Origin of the sequence: Streptomyces plumbidurans, assembly GCF_019857225.1 — a bacterium.
Classification (GTDB): domain Bacteria; phylum Actinomycetota; class Actinomycetes; order Streptomycetales; family Streptomycetaceae; genus Streptomyces; species Streptomyces plumbidurans.
In genome coordinates, this window is record NZ_JAFJSY010000043.1 from 89,342 (window position 1) to 107,303 (window position 17,962).

Consider the following 17,962-nt stretch of genomic DNA (forward strand, 5'->3'; position numbering starts at 1 on the left):
CGGGTTGGTATCCTGGCCTGGTGTCCGACATCCACGGCCTGCTGACCGGCACCTCACACATCCCTGCTCTCCTGCTCATCGGCCGGGATGAGAGCGGCCTTGATCGAACGAGTCAGGCGTACCGCGCGATCAGGCGTCAGATCATCGATCTGACGTTGCCCCCTGGCAGCGGCTTCACCGAGACGTCGCTCGCCCACCAGTGGCACATCAGCAAGACACCCGTACGCGAGGCGCTGGCGCGGTTGAGGCGCGACGGCCTCGTGAGTGCCCTGCCGCGCGCGGGGTACGTCGTCAGCCCCATCACCCTTCAGGACACCGACGATCTGTGCGCCTTGAGATCGCTGCTGTCGAGCGAGGCGGCCGCCGCCGCGGCGCGCAGCGGACTCACGACGCCGGCGCTGGAGCGACTCGAAGCGCTGTCCAAAGTGCCCATGGCGCTGGCGGCAGGTGAAGCGGAACAGGAGGAATCCCTGCGGGCAGGGATAGAGTTCGAAGGCATCATCGCCAACTTCAGCGGCAACAACCGTCTCGGCAAGACGGTCGTGGACGTACTCGACGAGTTGGAACGAGTCCTGCGCATGGCCGCGTTGATCGATCCCGGCATCGCCAGTCCGCCCGGGGAACTCGAGACCATCTTCGAGCGGTTGCGCGACCGAGACGCGGAAGGCGCTCTAGCCGCCACACGTGCACGATGTGAGCGCGTCCGACACGATGTGCTTCTGGTTCTCGCCAAGAGCGCTTCCGTGAGCCGGGCGCACATCCAACTCCCTACGTGACCGGGCGCGGGCCGGCGATGGCGGCCAGGTGCCCCTCCAGGAGTTCGATCTGCCGGGCAGGCGGAAAGGCCGTCGGCGCGAACAGGGCCTGGACGACGAGTCCCAGAACGAAGGACTGGACGTCGGCCGCGACCTGCTCGGGATCACCCGCAGGCAGCTCGCCGAGTTCCTGAGCGGCGGCCACGCGGTCGCGGAGCGCTTCGCGGCTCTGGGCGTACTTGTGGGCGTACGCGGTCGTGAGATCCGGGTCGGACAGGGCCTGGTCCCAGGAGGAGACCCAGATTCGGTTGCTGGAGGTGGTCTCCTCGGTCAGCGGCAGCATGTCCAGCAGTGCTGCCCTCAGCGCCTCGATCCCGGCCCCCGCGGGGCGCCGGGGCCGGGACACGGTCCGCTCCTCCAGCAGGTCCAGTGCGTACGTCACAAGGGCACGTTTGTTGGGGAAGTAATGCGTCAGCAGGCCGGTCGTCGCGCCCAGTTGGTCGGCGACCGCGCGCAGGGTGAGACCGCTGAAGCCGCGCGTGGCCATCACCTGCCAGACCGCTTCGGAAACGTCGCGTCTGCGGGCCTCGTGATCTCCCTTTGTACGTGCCATGACCCCACGGTATATTATTGTAACGCTTGTTATGCGAATAGGGGATGTCATGTTGGGTTTGACGTTGCGGGACGGCGCACGCCTGGGAGCGCTGGAGTTGTGGCATGCGGAGGAGTTCGCCGACCACATGGATCGGGCGCGCGAGCACATCCGGCCCTGGGTCGGGGCTCGGTTCGTGACCGACGACGTGGACGAGGCACGGGCCACGCTGAAGCGGTACAGCAAGTCACAGGCCGCTGACGGTGCCCGCCTGTACGGCATCTGGCGCGACGACGTACTGGTGGGCGGCGTGATGTACGTCCACTTCGACGCGGCCCTCGGCAACTGCGAGATCGGGTGCTGGCTGGAGCCGTCCGCCGAGGGACATGGCCTCGTCACCTCGGCATCCGGCGCCTTGGTGGACTGGGCCCTGACCACGCGTGGGCTGCACCGGGCCGAATGGCACTGCCGTGCCGACAACACGCGCAGTTCCGCAGTGGCCAAGCGACTCGGCATGACCCGGGAGGGCTTGCGACGCGAGGCATGGCCGTACGAGGGCAGGCGCTACGACAAGGAAATCTGGGCGGTTCTCGCAACCGAGTGGAAGAGCGCCGCCAACTGAACGCCGGCGCGACGGTCATCAGCGCGGCGGCACCATGATCCCGGCATGGTCCGGAACGACCAGGAGGAGAGGGGTTGCATGCTCACTCTCAATCACCTCATCGAGACACGACCGGACCTACGGCTTCGCTGGACGCATCCGGCGCAGGCAAGCGCGTACGGCGAGACGCACGTAGCCGAGGTCACCGCGGTCGTTCCGGCGCGGCAGACGGGACATGACATCAGGTCGCAGCATCTCCCCGTGTCCGGCGGCGGTCTGGCGTTGGTGACATGGGGACACCCTTCAGGGGGGCGTGGCGCGAAGAGACTGTGCGATCTCATCGCGGATCTACGTCTCCACAACGCGGCTGGACTGGTTCTGCGCACACATGAGAGCTCGGTCGCCACTACGCCTCAAGTGCGGGCGCAGGCAGACGAGTTCAGGCTCCCGGTCCTGACGACGGACGCAGATTCGGAGTGGGTCGGTGTCAACCACTTCATCCAGCAGCAGCGGGCCGCCGTGGCTGAGCGTCATGTCGAACGACTTGAAGACCTGATGCAGCGGCTGCCCGCCCGGGTCCAGAACTCCCGTGCCGCCAAAGACATCATCACCTGGCTGTCCTCCGCCCTCGATGCGGATGTGGCCCTGGGTTCACAGGAGAGGGGAGTCCTGGCGGCCGCCCCTGACGACCGCACGAACCGTGCCCTTCATCTGGTCACCATGACGCAGGCCGACAGCGCCGTACCAGCTCAACACACGCGCGCGATCCGGGTTTTCGGCGGCGACACTCTCGTACTGGGCATCTCGTCGCACCGCCCCTTCGACGCACCAGAAGTTCGCCTGATGCGCCACGCGGCCAAGTTCCTCGGATTCTTTGAACAAGTGCGGCGCGGGCATCGGGAAACATTGCTTGAACCGCGTCAAGTGAGCCAGGCCGCAGCCCAGTTGCTGCTCGGCACCGGAACGGCCAAGGCACAGATCATCGCCCCCGCGCTCGCCCCGTCCCTCGCGGACACCGGGCAAGTCCGTGTCCGGATCCTCGACACCGGAAGACATGACCGAGAGGCCACGTTGCGATGGTGTGAGGACAACCTGAGTGGCCGGGCTCTCGTGACACCCTGCCCCGACAAGCCGACCCACATCATCGTCGTCACGTCTGCACGACACGATGCGAGCGTGGGGGCCGAGCTCCGTGCTCTCGTCAATGAGCGCGGCCGGCTCGTGATGGGCGCCAGCCGTTCCTGCGACATGGAGGCCGGCGCCCACGCCTACGCTGAGGCCGCCCAGGCGCTCCAGAACGCGGCGCGTGTACCGGGTCGGATCAGTACGGGTGTCCAGCCGAAGCTGGCTCCGCTTCTTCCGCGCTCGGCAGCGTATGCCTGGGCCGTGAACCTGCTCCGACCGGTGTTGGGACACCCCGCGCAGCATCAACTTCTCGACACCCTGCGCATCGGATGCTCCGTCAGACCGGCGGAGGCCTCCCGAGGTCTCGGCATTCACCGCAACACCCTGCGCCAGCGACTGGCACGGGCGAACCGTGTCCTCGGGCTCGACCTCAACACCACGAACGACCGCATCCTTGTCCTGCTGGCCCTGGACATCCTGTCCCTGCCCGACACAACACCGGTTGTCCCGGGCCCTGTTGGCGACCTCGACGACCTATTGGCGCACGAGGCCGAAGCCGTCCGGTCATGGGCCGAGAGCCGACTGAGCCCTTTGCGGTCCGATCAGCGAAACCTCGAAAGCACGTTGTGCGTATGGCTCGAGAACGACCTGTCGGCGCGAAGGACCGCAACGGCACTGGGAGTTTCCGAGGCAACGGTTCGCCATCACATCCACGACGCCACAGTGCTCCTCGGCATGGACGTCGAAGCAAGGGCGGCCGACCTGCACGACATCAACAGGATGACGATCGCGGACGTAGGTGTCGCTGCCCACGTCCTGCTGGGGCGTCCGCAACTGCGTCAGCCCGCAGCTCAGCCCTCACCCCAGCCCACCCGGTCGTCGGCCTCGTCCTGCGTCTGAAGCGACCTCAAGGACCCATACCAACTCGACTGCGCACATTGCTCGGTCAGGACGGACGACTCCGTGATCACTTGTCATCTGCGCTATGAAATCGACCCCCGTCAGGTCTCCGCGTTCGAGGAGTACGTGACTGGGTGGATACCGATCGTGAACCGGCTGGGAGGCACCCATCACGGCTGCTTCCTCCCGAGTGAAGGAGCGAACGACATCGCCTACGCCCTCTTCTCGTTTCCCAGTCTCGCCGCCTACGAGACCTACCGCGAGGCCATACGCCGCGATGCCCAGGCCCGCAAACTCTGGCGGCTCAGTGAACGAACCGGCTGCATTCGCCGTTTCGACCGGACCTTTCTCAGGCCGGTCATCGAGATGCCCGATGCCGGGGAATCGCTCACCGCGAAGGCCGGGGGCGTCGGGACAGCGCCTGCAACCTAGCCCTGTCGGCGTCGGAAAACCGTGGTCGGGTGTGCTCGGGCAGTGGCATGACCGCCTTGCCCGAGCACACCCGCTCAGCGCCCGGCGGGGTGGCCCGCTATGGCCGCCTCGGCCGCGGACGGGCCCGGATACTTCACATCCTCCGGGTCGTCCTGCTCGGAGCCTGCTGGACGCCGATGGAGAGCAGGACGAAAACAGCGCCGAGGATCTGGAGCCCGCTCAGGTGGTCATGGGCGAGCAGCACAGCCAGCAGTGTGGCCGTGAGCGGTTCGAGGAGGACTGCGACGATGCCTGCGGCTGCACCTGCGTGATGCAAGCCGGTGAAGTAGCTGGTGTAGGCGACGGCCGTGGGGACCAGCCCGAGAAACAGCACGGCACCGACTGCGTCCATGTGCGGCGGCAGTCCCATCCCGGACAGCAGACCGGCGGGCAACAGCAGCAAGCCCCCCGTCAGGAAACCCAGTCCGGTCGCGGCGTTCCGGTCCATGCCGGGCAGGGGCGCCCGACGGTCCAGCGTGATCACGGCGAACCCCAACGCGGCGAGCAGGGCAAGGCCGGCCCCCGCGATGCCACTGCCGCCCTCGCTGGTTGGGGAGTTGAGCAGCAGCATCAGCCCGCCGACAGCGATCACGATCGCTGCGACCGCACGAAGCGTGGGCGGGCGCCGGTCGAGGACGGCGGTGCCGATCGTCACGAGTACAGGGATGGCAACCATGGTGGTCAGGGTCGCCAGGCTCACTGAAGTGGTCTCCACCGCAGCGAAGTAGGCGGTCTGGTAGGTGGCCATCAGTACGCCGGTGGCAGCCAACCGAGCTGCCGCCGCACGCGTGCGCGGTACCGTCCTGAACCCGCCTGCGACGACGGCGTAGAGAGTGATGAAGACACCCCCGAACAGCAGCCGGAAGGCGGCGACCGCAACAGGCTGCATCCCGGTGCGAGAAGCGAGGAGAGAGCCGGCGAGGCCGCCGGTGCCCCACAGCAGTCCGGCGAGGACCAGGAGGGCGGTGCCCCGTGGAGCTGGGGCAGTAGAGAGTGATGTGCGTGTGAGCATGGAAAGGCTCCGGCTTCGACGTAGATCAAGGGCTTCGTCGGAGCGGGGCATCAGCAGAACATCGGCGGCTTTACGCAACGCCGGACTGGGGCCGCAGCCGTATGCGTCGGCCAGGCCCTGGCAGCACCCCGCTCAGAAGCGGGGCGGCGGGCAGATGAGCCGGCGAGAATGCATAGTGCACAGCATAGTTGGGGCGACCTTCCGGCTACCGTGTCTTTTCGGGGATCATGATTGTGTCGGCACATAGGTGCCGGTACGGAGAAGTCCGAGTTCACTCACGCGCAGTCCAAGTGCGAACCGGCTGACCACGCTGGTCCTCACCATCATTCGCTGCACGCGCCGTTGGACGGTTCGGTGGCTGAGGGTCAGACGTCTGGCAATGGTCGAATCGGGCAGTCCGTGACCCATGAGTTCCAGTATGCGTAGATCAACCAGGTCAAACGCGGCGTCTACGGTCGGAGCACACTCATCGACGTCCCGACCTTCCGGCTCGCGAGTCAACTGCATTGAATGACTTCGAAGGGGACGCCCGCCTCCGAACATGCCTGCTCCTTTGAAGTGGGTGCGTGCTCCTCGGCGCAGGGCCAGAACACCACGTAGTTACGACCGACTTTAGGAAGCCATCGGCACCCTGGGCCACTACGGAAATGCACTCTGCGGCCTCATCGGGTTTCGGCACGCCCCTCGGCGGCCGCCATGACCGCCCTGGACTGTGCAGTTCACAACCACGTGAACTCCACAACTGCACATGCGCCATCGATGGAGTTGGCTTGGCCTATTGTGTTGCGGTCGCGCGGATCTGGCGGACAGCTGTCGGTACGCTCGCCAAGATCGTGATCGCCAGCGCGACGGCCACGAGGAGCACGAACAAGGGGCCCGCCTGGGCCGGAATCAACGTACCCGTGCGGACCACGCTGAAGGGGAGCACGGTCACCGCGGTGGCGACGCCTCCGAGAATTGCGGCGATCACGGTGGTGATGAGCGCTTCGGTGCCTACCACTGCCAGGATCTGGCGACGTGTGGCGCCGGTGAGGACCAGGAGCTTGAAGTCGTGTCCACGGGCCCGGGTTGCTGCGACCAGTGTGTTGCTCGCGGCCACGACGGCGAATCCGACGATGGCCAGTACGATCAGGTAGTTGACGGTGGCCAAGTGCGGTCCGTCGGTGGCCGGTTGGCTGTCCTCGATGCGCTGCATGGCCAGTGTCCCGCTGCCGACGCCGATGAGCAGGGTCAACGGGGCGATCAGGCTGCCTTGTTGGCGAGCGCGGGTCTTGAGCGTGCGCCCGGCCAGGCGCATGACCACCGAACGGGAACGAGCCAGTCCTCCCCCGCCCGCGGTAGCGGCAGCAGGAGCCAGCAAGGCCAGGCCCACAGCAACCGCAACCCCTGCAGGCCCGGCCGTGCTGGACAGCAGAGGGCCGTTCTCCTGCGCCAGCGTGCTCATCCCGGTGCCCAGGCCAAGGAGCGTGATGACGCCACCGGTGACAACTTTGGCGCGCGTGAGGGCCTTTCCGGCGGTGTCGACGCCCGCGCTCGCGGAAAGTGCGGCGACGGGTGGCACCTGACCGGCTCGGCGCCCGGCGAGCATGGCACCTGCGACAGCGGCTGTGAGAGCGACTCCTGCCCCGACGGTGACGGTGAGCCATCCGTCGTCAAGGGCGGACACCGACTTGACTGCGTGTGCCGCGCTGAGTCTGGACAGCAGCAGGCGGCCCAGCAGAACGCCCGGTACCAGGCCAGCCAAGGCGGCCGGCAGGGCTGTCGCGATCACTTCGACCAGGGTCAGTATCTGTACCTGTCTCGGGCTGGCCGCAATGGTCCTCAACAGAGCCGTCTCGCGCTCCCGTTGCCTCACCACAAGCGAGACGGTGGAGACGACACCGAAGGTCACGATCAGCAAGGACCAGCCGCCGAGAATGGCCGGCAGCCTGATCAGAAGGGTGCGGTCCTTGCCGCTCGCGGCCAGTCCTGTCTCGAGCAGTGCGGCCAGAGCGGTGAGCAGCGCCGAGCCGATGAGCAGTACCAGGCCGGCGGCAAGTTGTGTGGCGGGCCGGGCGCGCAGGCTTCGTAGAGCCATGAGGAGGAGCGCGTTGGTGGGCCGTGTGTTGCGAGTCCGTATCGCCGTGGTGGAGGTGGTCACCGGACGCCTTCTCCCAGTCGTGTCATATGGGCCGCCACGGCTTCTGCGCTGGGGCGGGCAAGGGTGTCGACGATGCGACCGTCAGCCAGGAAGATCACCGAGTCCGCATAGGAGGCGGCATTCGGATCGTGGGTGACCATGACGATGGTCCGCCCGTTCTCCTTCACCGCCGAGCGGAGCAGATGGAGCACGTCACGTGCGGCGTTGGTGTCGAGTGCGCCTGTGGGCTCGTCAGCGAAGATCACGGCCGGTTCCGCCAGGACGGCGCGAGCGAAGGCGACGCGCTGTTGCTGGCCACCCGACAGCTCGCCGGGCAGGTGATCCGCCCGCTCCTCGATCCCGAGCCGAGCGAGGAGGGCGTCGACATCACTCCGGCGGGGTCGCCTTCCCGCGAGTTCGAGCGGGAGGGTCACGTTCTGCCGGACGGTCAGGGTCTGCAGCAGATTGAAGGTCTGGAACACGAACCCGATCCGGTCCCGGCGCAGACGGGTCAGGCCGGCCTCGTCGTACCGGGACAGGTCCTCCCCGTCGATACGCACGGTGCCGGAAGTGGGCTTGTCCAGTCCGGCGGCGCAGTGGAGCAGGGTGCTCTTGCCCGACCCGGAAGGGCCCATCACAGCGGTGAAGGTGCCGGAGTCGAACGTGAGGGAGACGTCGTCCAGCGCTCGGATTGCTCCCGCGTCGCGTCCATGAATCTTGGAGACCGAGAGAAGCTCGACGGCGGCCTGCCTGACGGGCACGGTCCTGGCTGACATCCGAGCTGATGGGTACGGCGTATGCGTCATGCGTGCATCGTACGCCGCGATGGAACGAAAGCCAATTCGCCGACTCTTCACATGGTTTGACGGCCGCACTCCCCTATCAATCGTTCGGCTGCTATATTTCGTGACAGCTGGAGTGCGTCACGAAAAGAAGCGAGGGACCTTATGCGCTGCGAGGAATGCGGGCAGCCCGTTCATGCCAAGGGGCGAGGCAGGCCGCCGCGGTACTGCTCGCCGGCCTGTAGATCTCGGGCTTACCGCACGCGTCGCGACGCACAGGTGGGCGACAGCCACGGTGTTGGATCAGAGAGTCCCGTCGGGCCACCCTCCCCGGCTCGGAGGACGGTCGGCAGCACCCAACGGAGAGGCGAGGCGGCGGAGTCGGCCCTCACCGCGGAAAGCATCGTGGAGGCGGCCATCAGGATCGCCGACCGCGAAGGGCTCGATGCCCTCTCCATGCGTCGCACCGCGGCAGAGCTGGGCGTGGGGGTGATGTCTCAATATCGGCATGTGCCGGACAAGGAGGCGTTGATCGACCTGGTGGTCGAGACACTGTTCGCCGCCCATCCACTACCCGCTCACGGGACGGACGACTGGCGAGCCGACCTGGAGCTTTCCGCGCGTTGCGAATGGGAGATCTACCGGGCGCACCCGTGGCTCGCACTGATCGTGGCCGGGACCACCCGCCCGCCGCTGGCGGCGTCCCTGATGGCATACACGGACTGGCGCATGAGTGCGGTCGCTGACCACGGCCTGGCGATTCCGGAGATGCTACAAGTGGCTGTAGCTGTCAGTACGGCGGTGCAGGGCTGTGCACTGACCCTGGCCCGGGCCACCAGCGCCGCGGAGGACGAGGCATGGCTCGCCTCTCGTCAGACGGCCGTCACCGCTGTGTTCGCGAGCCGAGATCTGCCGCTCATCTCGCAGTTCGGAGCTGCCGAATTCCAGGCCGTCACGCCGCAGAACATGTTCGAGTTCATGCTGCGCTGCACTTTGGACGGCATCAAGGTGACGCTGGAGGATCGCCGGGCGCGGTGACGTGGGCAGTACGCAGTCACCCGCATTCGAAGAGGCGACTGGGCACTTCGGCCCAGATCGTCTTGCCGTCATCGTGCGTCTCGGTCGTGAGACGTCCCCCATATTCGTCAAGCAGGGCTTCCACGATGACTGTTCCACGGCCATTCGTTGCGCACATCGACGGAGCTCGGCGCCGAAGACGGTCCGCGTGGTTGTCCCGGATGCCGATCCGGACCGCACGATCGTCGAGCCTCACGGTGACCAGGATGCGCGGCGTGTGCTTTCCGGCATGAGTGACGGCGTTGGTGACCAGCTCGGAGACGATCACACCCAGCATGTAGTGCACCTCACCGTCCTGCGGACATCCCCACTCCAGCAGCGATGCGACGACGCGACGCCGGGCGGTGGAAGCCGCGGACGGATGGCTCGGGAGCTCTATGAGACAGCGGGTGGGAAGAAGTGTAGTGCTCATGATGATCTCGCAGTGGTACTGGACGAGCGTCACACCGTGACACTGAGATCTCTTTTACTCATTCTGAGATATCAGTCCACCATGCGTGGTGCTATTAGTCAATTGCGAGCCTTGAGCGAGGTCATCCAGGTCTCGACCTCGTCGGAGCGGCGCGGCAGTGCTGCTGACAGGATTCGGCAGCCGTTTTCGGTGACCAGGATGTCGTCCTCGATACGGACGCCTATGCCTCGGTACTCCTCGGGGACCGTCAGGTCGTCGGGCTGGAAATACAGTCCCGGTTCGACGGTGAAGACCATGCCGGGCACCAGCGTCCCCGCGACGTGCGATGCGACCCGTGCGGCGGCGCAGTCATGGACGTCCATGCCGAGCATGTGCCCGGTGCCGTGCAGGGTCCAGCGGCGCTGCAGTCCGAGTTCGACCACACGCTCGGCCGGTCCTTCCAGTACGCCCCACTCGACGAGTTTCCTCGCCAGCACCAGTTGAGCCGCATAGTGAAAGTCCCGGAAGCCGGCACCCGGTCGTACGGCGGCGATACCGGCCTCCTGCGCCTCGTACACCGCGTCGTAGATCTTCCTCTGAACGGCGCTGTAGCGACCGCTGATCGGGAGGGTGCGGGTGACGTCGGCGGTGTAGAGGGTGTGGGTCTCCACGCCGGCGTCGAGCAGGAGCAGGTCGCCCGGTACGACGGGGCCGTCGTTGCGGGCCCAGTGCAGGGTGGAGGTGTGCGAGCCTGCCGCGCAGGTGGAACCGTAGCCGACGTCGTTGCCCTCGACCCGGGCGCGCAGGAAGAAGGTGCCCTCCACATACCGCTCGCTCGTCACCTGGGCCTTGTCGAGATTCTTCACGACGTCCTCGAAGCCACGCACGGTGGAGTTGACGGCTTTCTGCAGTTCGCCGATCTCGAAGGCGTCCTTGACCAGGCGCGCCTCGGAGAGGCAGACGAGCAGCTCTTCGTCACGGCGAGCGGTGGTCCGGTCAGCGACGGCCGCTTCGAGCTGTGTGTCATGACCGCGGACGATCCGGACCCGGCCGCTGCTCTCGCGCAGCGTGTCCTGCAGATCGCGTACATCGGCCGTGGGCATGCCGTACATCTGTTCCGCTTCAGCGAGGGAGTGGCGGGGGCCGACCCACAGTTCACCCTGTTCGTCCAGCCAGAACTCGCCGCTCTCGCGGTCCGAGCGTGGCAGAAGGTAGAGCGTTGCCCTGTGTCCGGTGGTGTTCGGCGCCAGGACCAGGACTCCCCCTGCGCTCTGATCGCCCGTGAGATACGCGTATTCCGTGGCGGCTCGGAAGGCGTACGCCATGTCATTCGAGCGCGTCTTCAGACGGCCCGCGGGAACTACCAGCCACTCGCCCGGGAATCGGCGCGACAAGTCGGCGCGGCGGGCGGCAGTCTCGGCGACCTGGGTGATCGGGGTGACGTCCCGCGCCTCGGGCTTGGCCCAACCGGATCTCATATTCTCGGCCAGTTCATGGGACACGCCAGGGTAAAACCCGTTCTTGCGCAGCTTGATCGGTTCTTCGGGCATGAATCCTCCATAGACGTTGTCGCAGCGCTTTGACTGTTGTTTGGTCGGCTGGTGTCAGCCGAGGGCAACATGCATGTTGCTGAGTGCAAGCAGCAGCCCGAAGACATCGACGACCGCAACACCCAGCAGCACAGACCAGGACCACGCGCGGCGCCCGGTCGTGGCGCGGATGAACTGCCGACCGGCCAGCGCCAGCAGAAGACCCTGAATCAGGAAGCACGGCTCGAAGAGCCCCAGGTCTCTCACCGCCGAGACGTGGTGATCGTGCGCCAGCGTCGTCGCGTCCACCCCGACTGCCTTCGGGAAATCGACGGCACCATGCATACCGGCCAGATAAAGACTCTTCGTGACGAAGCCAAAGACTGCATGAGATACACAGATCACGGCGCCGCCCCAGAGCGGAGCGAGTACTACCCAGCTCGGCATTCGCCTGGCGAAACGGTGGTTGAGGGCGAGCACCCAGGCCGCACCGATCAACATGATCGCGGATACGACCCAGTTGGCGTTCCGAACCGCGTCGGCGTTCTGCTGTGCCGCCAAGGGCACGCCCCAGGTGCCGCCCACTGCCCAGTACACATGGATTGCCATATAGAGGAGGGTGAAGGCGACCGTCAGACGGACCAGCCAGGGCCCCTCCGTCACGTCAGCTTTTCCGAGTGCCCGGTCGAGGGGTCTTTTGTCCAATGCAGCCAAGGGATGCTTCTTTCTACATGAAACAGCCGATGTCCGCGCGCGTGCCCCTCCTTGCGCTGAGCAATGAGGACCGGGGACTGGGAACTGGGGATTCTGACGCGGGCGGTCACGGGGTGCTGGTCGGCCAAGGCCATCGCAAGAGTCGCTGTCGACATTAGGAAACCATCGATGGCCTGCGCCACTACGGGTATGCACTGTTAGCCGACATCGGGTTTCGAGATGCCCACGGTGTCTTGGAGCAGGGCGCGGCAGTGTGCAGATGTCGAACCCATGCGAGTTGTGAACTGCACAGTCCTATGTCGGCACAAAACAGAGCGTAGCCAACACTGCTGACCCCGAGCGCCGGAATGTTGACGTATTTGCGCCGCAGGGGAGCCTCGGTCGGCCGGGGTGGTGACAACTCCAGGTCAGCAATATGGTGGCTGGTTGGTCAGGGACGCCGCCACCCGCATCCAGACCCCGAACAGCCGATAGAGGTCAGGCAGAGTTCCTTGTGCCTGAACGGTCCGGGAGTCGGTCGTCGTAACTCCTGGAATTCCCAAGAGAGTCGAGGCCACTGAGGCCGACTGCCAGCGGACCGTGAGGGTGGAGGGGGCCGTAGCAGCGGCCACTGAAGACCTCGGCGGCGCGGAGAGACGGGCCGCGACTGCCTTCTCGATGGCGGCACGTGCTTCGTCCGTCGGACGCAGTTCAGCTGCGAACCGGTCGCGCGCGTATTTCACGGCCACTGTGCTCACCGAGGCATCCCATTCCGTCATCTCTGTGCAGGCACAGTCGTCGCCGGTGAGGACCGTCAAGGCAACACCGATGGCGGCCGCGGTCGCGTGAGCCAGGCCGATCTCACCTACGAGCCGGCCATCCAGCCACATGTCCTCGATCTCGTGGCCCATGAAGCTGTGGCTCAGCACGCCGAGAGCTCCTGCGCGGGAGTGGTAGCCAACGCAGATCATGGCGTCGTGCTCGGGGGTGAGGCCTTCGAGCATGCCCATGTGCTTGGGCTTGCCGCGGATGAGGCGTGCGGCCGGATGCAGGGACTCCGGCAGGATGTTGCGCATCGGCCCGTGCGCATCGTTGACGGTGATGTCGGTGGCACCGGCCGCGACGGCGCCACGTACGGCTGCGTTGACGTCTTCCGCCATCATCAGCCGTCCGCGCTCGTAGTCCCGGCCGCCGGGCTGGACATCCTCGGCGTCGACGAGTCCCGTGACGCCTTCCATGTCAGCACTGATGTAGATCCGCACTGCGCAGTCTCCTCAATCTTGATCGATTGGGAGACGTGCGCCGCTCTTCCTCCGGTTCCGACCTCCGGTTCCTTGGCCGACTTGCGGCCGTCTGTCTCAGTCCTCGGTGACGCGGATGATGGTTCTGCCTGGGGTGCGTGTGGCGGTGGGGGCGTATGCGGAGGGTGCTTCGGCGAGGGGACGTACGGTGCCGATGTTCAGCTTGAGTCGACCGTCCCGTACCCGTGTGGCGAGGTCGGTGAGCCTGGCGCGGTCGGGTTCGACAATGAAGAAGACGGCCCTCCCGTCCTTGGGCTGGATCTTGGGCGGCGCGGCGATGGTGACGAGGGTGCCGCCGGGGCGTACGAGAGCGGTCGAGCGGTCGAGGATGTCTCCGCCGATCACGTCGAGTACGACGTCAACCTGGTCGGCGTCCTCCAGCGTGTCCTTCTGCAGGTCCAGGAAGGTGTGGGCGCCCAGGGCGAGTGCCAGGTCCCGGTCGCGGGCCCGGCCCGTGCCGATGACGCGGGCGCCTGCCTCGCGGGCGAGCTGCGCCGCGATCGAGCCGACGCCGCCCGCGGCGCCGTGGATCAGGACGGTCTGGCCGGTGGTGAGGCGACCGTGGTCGAACAGCGCCTGCCAGGCGGTCAGCCCGGAGATGGGCAGTGCGGCGGCGGTGGTGTGGTCGATGTCCGCGGCCAGCGGGGCGAGGTTGCGGGCTTCCACCGCGGTGTACTGGGCGAGCGTGCCGTTGCGCCTCCAGTCGGCCAGGCCGAACACCCGCTGACCGACGCTCAGGCCGGTGGTGCCGTACCCCAACTCGACGACGACACCGGACAGTTCGTGCCCGGGCACACTGGGTGTACGGTCGCGGCCGGCGTGATCGGCCCAGGTTCCCGGCCAGTCCAGCTCGCCGGGGGTGAAGCCCGCGGCGTGCACCCGCACGACAACGTCGTTCTCTCCTGCCTGGGGGTAGGGCATGTCGGTCAGGGTCATGCCGGCAAGACCGGCGTCACGGTCTTGGACAGTGATTGCGTGCATCAGGTCCTCACTTGGATCGGCGACGCGAGAGCGCGGCTCGTTCACGTGTTGTCCCATTGGTGACGTCCACTCGCGCGTTCCTTCGTCATCCGTTTGCTCTCTCATCAGGGGGACGAGGCAGCCCCTACGAGTGTGACGGCTCAGAGGCGCCCGAGCTTGTCGGGATCGATGGCGCTGCGGTACGGGTGGTCGGGGGCCCGGTGATCGCGCGGACGGCGGCACCTGCTTGCCCTGCTTGCCCTACCCGGCCGACCAGCAGGTCAAGTTGCTCTGGGCAGGGCGGCCCTCCCCCGCCAGCTCCGCTGCGCGGAAGAGCGCGGCCGCCTCTGTGTCGAGCAGGCGGTACGAGCGCAGGATGGACGCGCCGACGTCCAGCGTCCGGTCCTCCTCGCTCGCGAAGACGTCCAGAGTTCTGTAGTCCGCAGACTCGTACTCGTCCTGCTTGACCGCCGGCAAGGGACCGTTATCCCCCAACATACCCCAGGACCGTTCGTTTTTCAGGACTAAACAGTCCTCGCCCCGCCCCCGACACCCGGACGCTCAGCGCGCCACCACTTCCCCTTCGGGCGCGTTGCCGTCTTCGGCGGGGACGGCATAGGCCCGTACATGGGCGATCGCCATGTCGAGAGCGATCCTCATGGGTTTGACGTCCTGGGCGGTCTGCGCGAGGAGGTATCCGCCTTGGAGAGCGGCCATGAGGCCGGTGGCGAGCTCCGCGGCGTCCGCATCCGCCCGGAGGACTCCTGAGTCCTTCATCCGCAGCAGCCCGGCTTCGAGGAGCCCTTCCCAGGTGACGAAGTGGCGGGCGATGGCCTTGCGTGCCTCTTCGTCCTGATCGGCCAGCTCGCTCGCGAGGGAGCCGAGAGGGCAGCCGTACGCCCCGTTCCGGAGTGCGTTGCGTTCCACCACCGCGTCCCGCCAGCGCTCCAGCCCGCGGAAGGAGTTGAGTCGTCGCAGGAGCTGCTGGTTGCGTTCGAGCACTTCCGCGGCCTGCAAGGCGACGACGTCCCGCACCAGCGCTTCCTTGTCGGGGTAGTGGCGGTAGAGCTGGGATTTGCTCGTTCCGCTGGCCGCCCTGACGTCGTCGAGGGTCGTGAGGGAGACGCCCTTGACGTACATCATGTCGACGGCGGCCCTCAAAATGCGCTCTCGAGTCGCCCGCCCGCGCTCGGTCAGTCGGGAGCCGTTTTCCTCGCGTGCCTGTTCCGCCACATTGGCCAGGTTACCGCTGCGGACCGTAGCATGAACCAGAGTGGACCTCAAGGTCCTTTTTCGAAGATCGAGGAGGGCGAAGCGGGCCGACGCCCAGCTCCCCCGCGATTCAAGGGACGAGTACCAGTTTCCGGCCTGCTGTGCGGTCCGCGGCCACCCGGTCGAATGCGATTGGCCCGTCCGTCAGGGGCAGAGGTTCGACAGTGAGACGAAGCAGTCCTCGTGCGAGGGCGGTGGTGAGCTGGGTGAGCTGCGCTGCGTCAGGTCGTACGTAGAGGTTGGTGCTGGTGATTCCTCGCTCGGGATTGGGTGCGTCGGAGGTCAGGGAGCACAGCTGGCCGCCGTCACGGACGAGTGGCAAGGCGATCGCCGCCGTGCCGGGGGCGGCGATGAGGGCCGCATCGAAATCGGCCTGTACTCGATCGGACCATGCCCGGTCGTGGTAGTCGATGACCTCGGATGCTCCGAACTCGCGCAGGCGTTCCGTGGCGGACGGTGAGGCTGTTGCCGTTACCTCCACACCGGCGGCCGCTGCCAGCTGGATCGCCAAGGCACCGGTGCTGCCGCCTCCGTTGGTGATCAGGAGGCGTTGCCCTGTGGTGAGTCCCAGTGCTTCCAGGGCCTGCATCGCGGTGAGGCCGTTGACGGGGAGTGCTGCCGCCACGACTGGGTCCATCTCGGTGGGGACGGAGGCCGTGTGGGCGGCGGTGACGAGGACCTCCTCGGCCCAGAAACCACTACCGCCCGGTAGCGGTGCCTCATGCGTCACCAGACGGTCTCCGACGGAGATCCCCTGGACTCCGGGTCCGATGGCGCGTACCCGGCCGACGCCCTCGACGCCCAGTGCGGCAGGGGGCCGTAGACCGACATCCCACCCACCCGTGTTCAGCAACTGGTCCCAGGGGCCCACGCCGGCGGCCTCGACCTCGATGAGCAGCTGGCCCTCGCCGGGCGGCGGAGGGTCAGGAAGGTCGAGGGCGACGACCTCCGTCGCCCCGGGGGCGGAGACTCCGATTGCTTTCATTGCTCCTCCTCAACGCGATGCAGTCCGGGAGGAATTCGGCTGCTCGCCGGCCTCGCAGCGCAATTTCAGGCGGCCAACGTGCCCTGGTGGAAGTACATCCGCCAGCCCGTCTCTGTCGCTCGCCACAGGGAACTCCGCCAGACTCTACGGCCCTGGTTGTCGGCGAAGTAGGTCAGATGAACGACGCCTGGAGCAAGAACGGCTCCGGACATCTCGGTGACTTTGACCGGGGACTCCGGGGAAATACTGCCGCCGCTGGTCACGGTGAGGATCGACTCCACGTCCCACCAGCGTCCGGAAGCCCCGATCTCGGTGAACTCCGAATCCAGGAGTTCCAGGACACGGTCCGGCGAAGCGCGCACCTCGGGATCGAGAAGGCGCAACTCCCCGTCAATGGCCGCTTGTACGGCCTGCTCTCGCTCGTCCTGTACAGCCTGCTCTCGCTCTTCATTCGTCATGCAGGAACCCTAGGAGTACGGCCCATCGAGGAATAGCGAATTGTTGGCGCGACGCGACGGCGGCACTCCGTTTGCCGGCCCCGGACAGCAGATGGCGCGCCTCTGCCATCAGACCCCGCCCTCCTTGAGGTGCGAGACCAAGCCAAGAACGTCCTCCAGTACGAGCCGGCCGATCGCCCCGCTGAAGTAGACCGTGCCGGCCTGCTGGGGGCGGAGTCGACGATGTAGGACGTGAGGCTGCTGCTGGCCAAGCCCGTACCGATGCCCACCAGGACCCGACCGGTCAGCAGGGTGCCGACGGCGTGCACGTTCAGCAGCACCAGGCACCCGAGCAGGAGCAGGCCGAGACTGGCGAGCGCCGTGAGCCGTCGGCCCAGGTTGTTGGACAGTCGTCCCAGCACCAGCAAGGCGGCGATGGTGCCGACGGAGTAGGTGACGACAGCCAGCGAGATGCCGGCGTTGCTGAATCCGTCCTCGGCTCGGTACGTGTTGTACAGGGGGATCGGCGCGGCCGCCGCGGCGAACGAGGCCACCAGGGAGACCACCGCCGACAGGAAAGCCAGCCGGAGTGTGCCGCCACGGCGAGCCAGGGCTATTGGTGGTGCCACGTCTTGCATCGGGCCGTGCCTTCCTGTTTGTCAGAGCGGAGCCAGATCGGCAGGTGCCGGGGGCCAATCGCCCCGCCGGACTCTAGAGTCCACCCATCCCACTCTCTAGGAGGTACGCCTGGGAGCATGGACTCTAGACTGGACTATATAGTCCATTCAAGCGTCCCTGGTCGACCCCTCTCGAAGACTCAGCTCCACCAACTGGAGACGAGCGAAGCAAGACGAGACCATGGAGTCATCACCGGCCGCCGTTGAGGTACGCGAGGGCGAGGCAACGAGTCGGCAAGGAGAGGTGCGGGATGAAGGCGATTGTGGTGACAGATCAGGCCGC

19 protein-coding genes are annotated in these 17,962 nt (G+C 66.6%); 5 read left to right on the forward strand and 14 right to left on the reverse strand.

Annotation, left to right across the window (positions count from 1 at the left end; all coding sequences use genetic code 11):
• Positions 1–20 precede the first annotated feature (20 nt).
• Positions 21–776: a GntR family transcriptional regulator gene (locus JYK17_RS25860; protein ID WP_108015174.1), complete on the forward strand. Its 756-nt coding sequence runs from the start codon at positions 21–23 to the stop codon at positions 774–776.
• Here JYK17_RS25860 and JYK17_RS25865 read toward each other — a convergent pair.
• Positions 769–1,368, reverse strand: coding sequence for a TetR/AcrR family transcriptional regulator (locus tag JYK17_RS25865; protein WP_108015173.1), 600 nt, complete (start codon positions 1,366–1,368; stop codon positions 769–771). The genes JYK17_RS25860 and JYK17_RS25865 overlap by 8 nt on opposite strands.
• A 49-nt stretch (positions 1,369–1,417) precedes the next feature.
• Here JYK17_RS25865 and JYK17_RS25870 point away from each other — a divergent pair, with 49 nt between their 5' ends.
• The 3 genes from JYK17_RS25870 to JYK17_RS25880 all read left to right on the forward strand — a co-directional run bounded on the left by JYK17_RS25870 (position 1,418) and on the right by JYK17_RS25880 (position 4,405).
• Complete coding sequence (locus JYK17_RS25870) at positions 1,418–1,969, forward strand: GNAT family N-acetyltransferase (protein WP_108015172.1); 552 nt, start codon at positions 1,418–1,420, stop codon at positions 1,967–1,969.
• Between the two features lie 78 nt (positions 1,970–2,047).
• Complete coding sequence (locus tag JYK17_RS25875; RefSeq protein WP_222811280.1) at positions 2,048–3,973, forward strand: helix-turn-helix domain-containing protein; 1,926 nt, start codon at positions 2,048–2,050, stop codon at positions 3,971–3,973.
• A 63-nt stretch (positions 3,974–4,036) separates the two neighbouring features.
• Positions 4,037–4,405 (forward strand): NIPSNAP family protein, encoded by a 369-nt coding sequence (locus JYK17_RS25880; RefSeq protein WP_219917700.1) that lies wholly within the window; start codon positions 4,037–4,039, stop codon positions 4,403–4,405.
• Between the two features lie 133 nt (positions 4,406–4,538).
• Here the strand turns inward: JYK17_RS25880 and JYK17_RS25885 are convergent, their stop codons facing one another.
• The 3 genes from JYK17_RS25885 to JYK17_RS25895 form a co-directional block, all read right to left on the reverse strand.
• Entirely contained in the window at positions 4,539–5,456 is a 918-nt protein-coding gene (locus JYK17_RS25885; protein ID WP_108015170.1) for a DMT family transporter, read from the reverse strand.
• A gap of 775 nt (positions 5,457–6,231) precedes the next feature.
• Positions 6,232–7,596, reverse strand: coding sequence for an FtsX-like permease family protein (locus JYK17_RS25890; RefSeq protein ID WP_222811281.1), 1,365 nt, complete (start codon positions 7,594–7,596; stop codon positions 6,232–6,234).
• The gene (locus JYK17_RS25895) at positions 7,593–8,351 is read right to left on the reverse strand and encodes an ABC transporter ATP-binding protein (protein WP_222811282.1); all 759 of its coding nucleotides are present in this window, start codon (positions 8,349–8,351) and stop codon (positions 7,593–7,595) included. Before JYK17_RS25895 ends, JYK17_RS25890 begins: the two co-directional genes overlap by 4 nt.
• A 411-nt stretch (positions 8,352–8,762) precedes the next feature.
• Between JYK17_RS25895 and JYK17_RS25900 the strand changes: the two genes are divergently transcribed.
• Positions 8,763–9,395: a TetR/AcrR family transcriptional regulator gene (locus tag JYK17_RS25900; RefSeq protein ID WP_164932099.1), complete on the forward strand. Its 633-nt coding sequence runs from the start codon at positions 8,763–8,765 to the stop codon at positions 9,393–9,395.
• A 16-nt stretch (positions 9,396–9,411) separates the two neighbouring features.
• Here the strand turns inward: JYK17_RS25900 and JYK17_RS25905 are convergent, their stop codons facing one another.
• The 10 genes from JYK17_RS25905 to JYK17_RS25950 all read right to left on the reverse strand — a co-directional run bounded on the left by JYK17_RS25905 (position 9,412) and on the right by JYK17_RS25950 (position 17,640).
• The gene (locus JYK17_RS25905; RefSeq protein WP_108015166.1) at positions 9,412–9,879 is read right to left on the reverse strand and encodes an ATP-binding protein; all 468 of its coding nucleotides are present in this window, start codon (positions 9,877–9,879) and stop codon (positions 9,412–9,414) included.
• A 65-nt stretch (positions 9,880–9,944) separates the two neighbouring features.
• A complete protein-coding gene (locus tag JYK17_RS25910) occupies positions 9,945–11,375 on the reverse strand; it encodes an aminopeptidase P family protein (protein ID WP_222811283.1) in 1,431 nt (476 codons plus the stop codon).
• A gap of 54 nt (positions 11,376–11,429) precedes the next feature.
• A complete protein-coding gene (locus tag JYK17_RS25915) occupies positions 11,430–12,068 on the reverse strand; it encodes a DUF3995 domain-containing protein (RefSeq protein ID WP_222811284.1) in 639 nt (212 codons plus the stop codon).
• Between the two features lie 407 nt (positions 12,069–12,475).
• Positions 12,476–13,309, reverse strand: a complete 834-nt coding sequence (locus tag JYK17_RS25920; RefSeq protein ID WP_222811285.1) for a M55 family metallopeptidase — start codon at positions 13,307–13,309, stop codon at positions 12,476–12,478.
• A gap of 96 nt (positions 13,310–13,405) precedes the next feature.
• A complete protein-coding gene (locus JYK17_RS25925; protein ID WP_181362623.1) occupies positions 13,406–14,329 on the reverse strand; it encodes an NADP-dependent oxidoreductase in 924 nt (307 codons plus the stop codon).
• Between the two features lie 240 nt (positions 14,330–14,569).
• Complete coding sequence (locus JYK17_RS25930; protein WP_128800862.1) at positions 14,570–14,785, reverse strand: hypothetical protein; 216 nt, start codon at positions 14,783–14,785, stop codon at positions 14,570–14,572.
• A gap of 84 nt (positions 14,786–14,869) precedes the next feature.
• A complete protein-coding gene (locus JYK17_RS25935) occupies positions 14,870–15,541 on the reverse strand; it encodes a TetR/AcrR family transcriptional regulator (RefSeq protein WP_234548377.1) in 672 nt (223 codons plus the stop codon).
• 109 nt (positions 15,542–15,650) lie between these two features.
• Positions 15,651–16,565 carry an NADP-dependent oxidoreductase gene (locus tag JYK17_RS25940; RefSeq protein WP_222811286.1) on the reverse strand — a complete coding sequence of 305 codons (915 nt, stop codon included), beginning with the start codon at positions 16,563–16,565 and terminating at the stop codon, positions 15,651–15,653.
• 65 nt (positions 16,566–16,630) lie between these two features.
• Positions 16,631–17,023, reverse strand: a complete 393-nt coding sequence (locus tag JYK17_RS25945) for a nuclear transport factor 2 family protein (RefSeq protein WP_222811287.1) — start codon at positions 17,021–17,023, stop codon at positions 16,631–16,633.
• On the reverse strand, positions 17,020–17,640 hold the full coding sequence (locus JYK17_RS25950) for an MFS transporter (protein WP_222811288.1): 621 nt from the start codon (positions 17,638–17,640) through the stop codon (positions 17,020–17,022). Before JYK17_RS25950 ends, JYK17_RS25945 begins: the two co-directional genes overlap by 4 nt.
• Positions 17,641–17,962 lie beyond the last annotated feature (322 nt).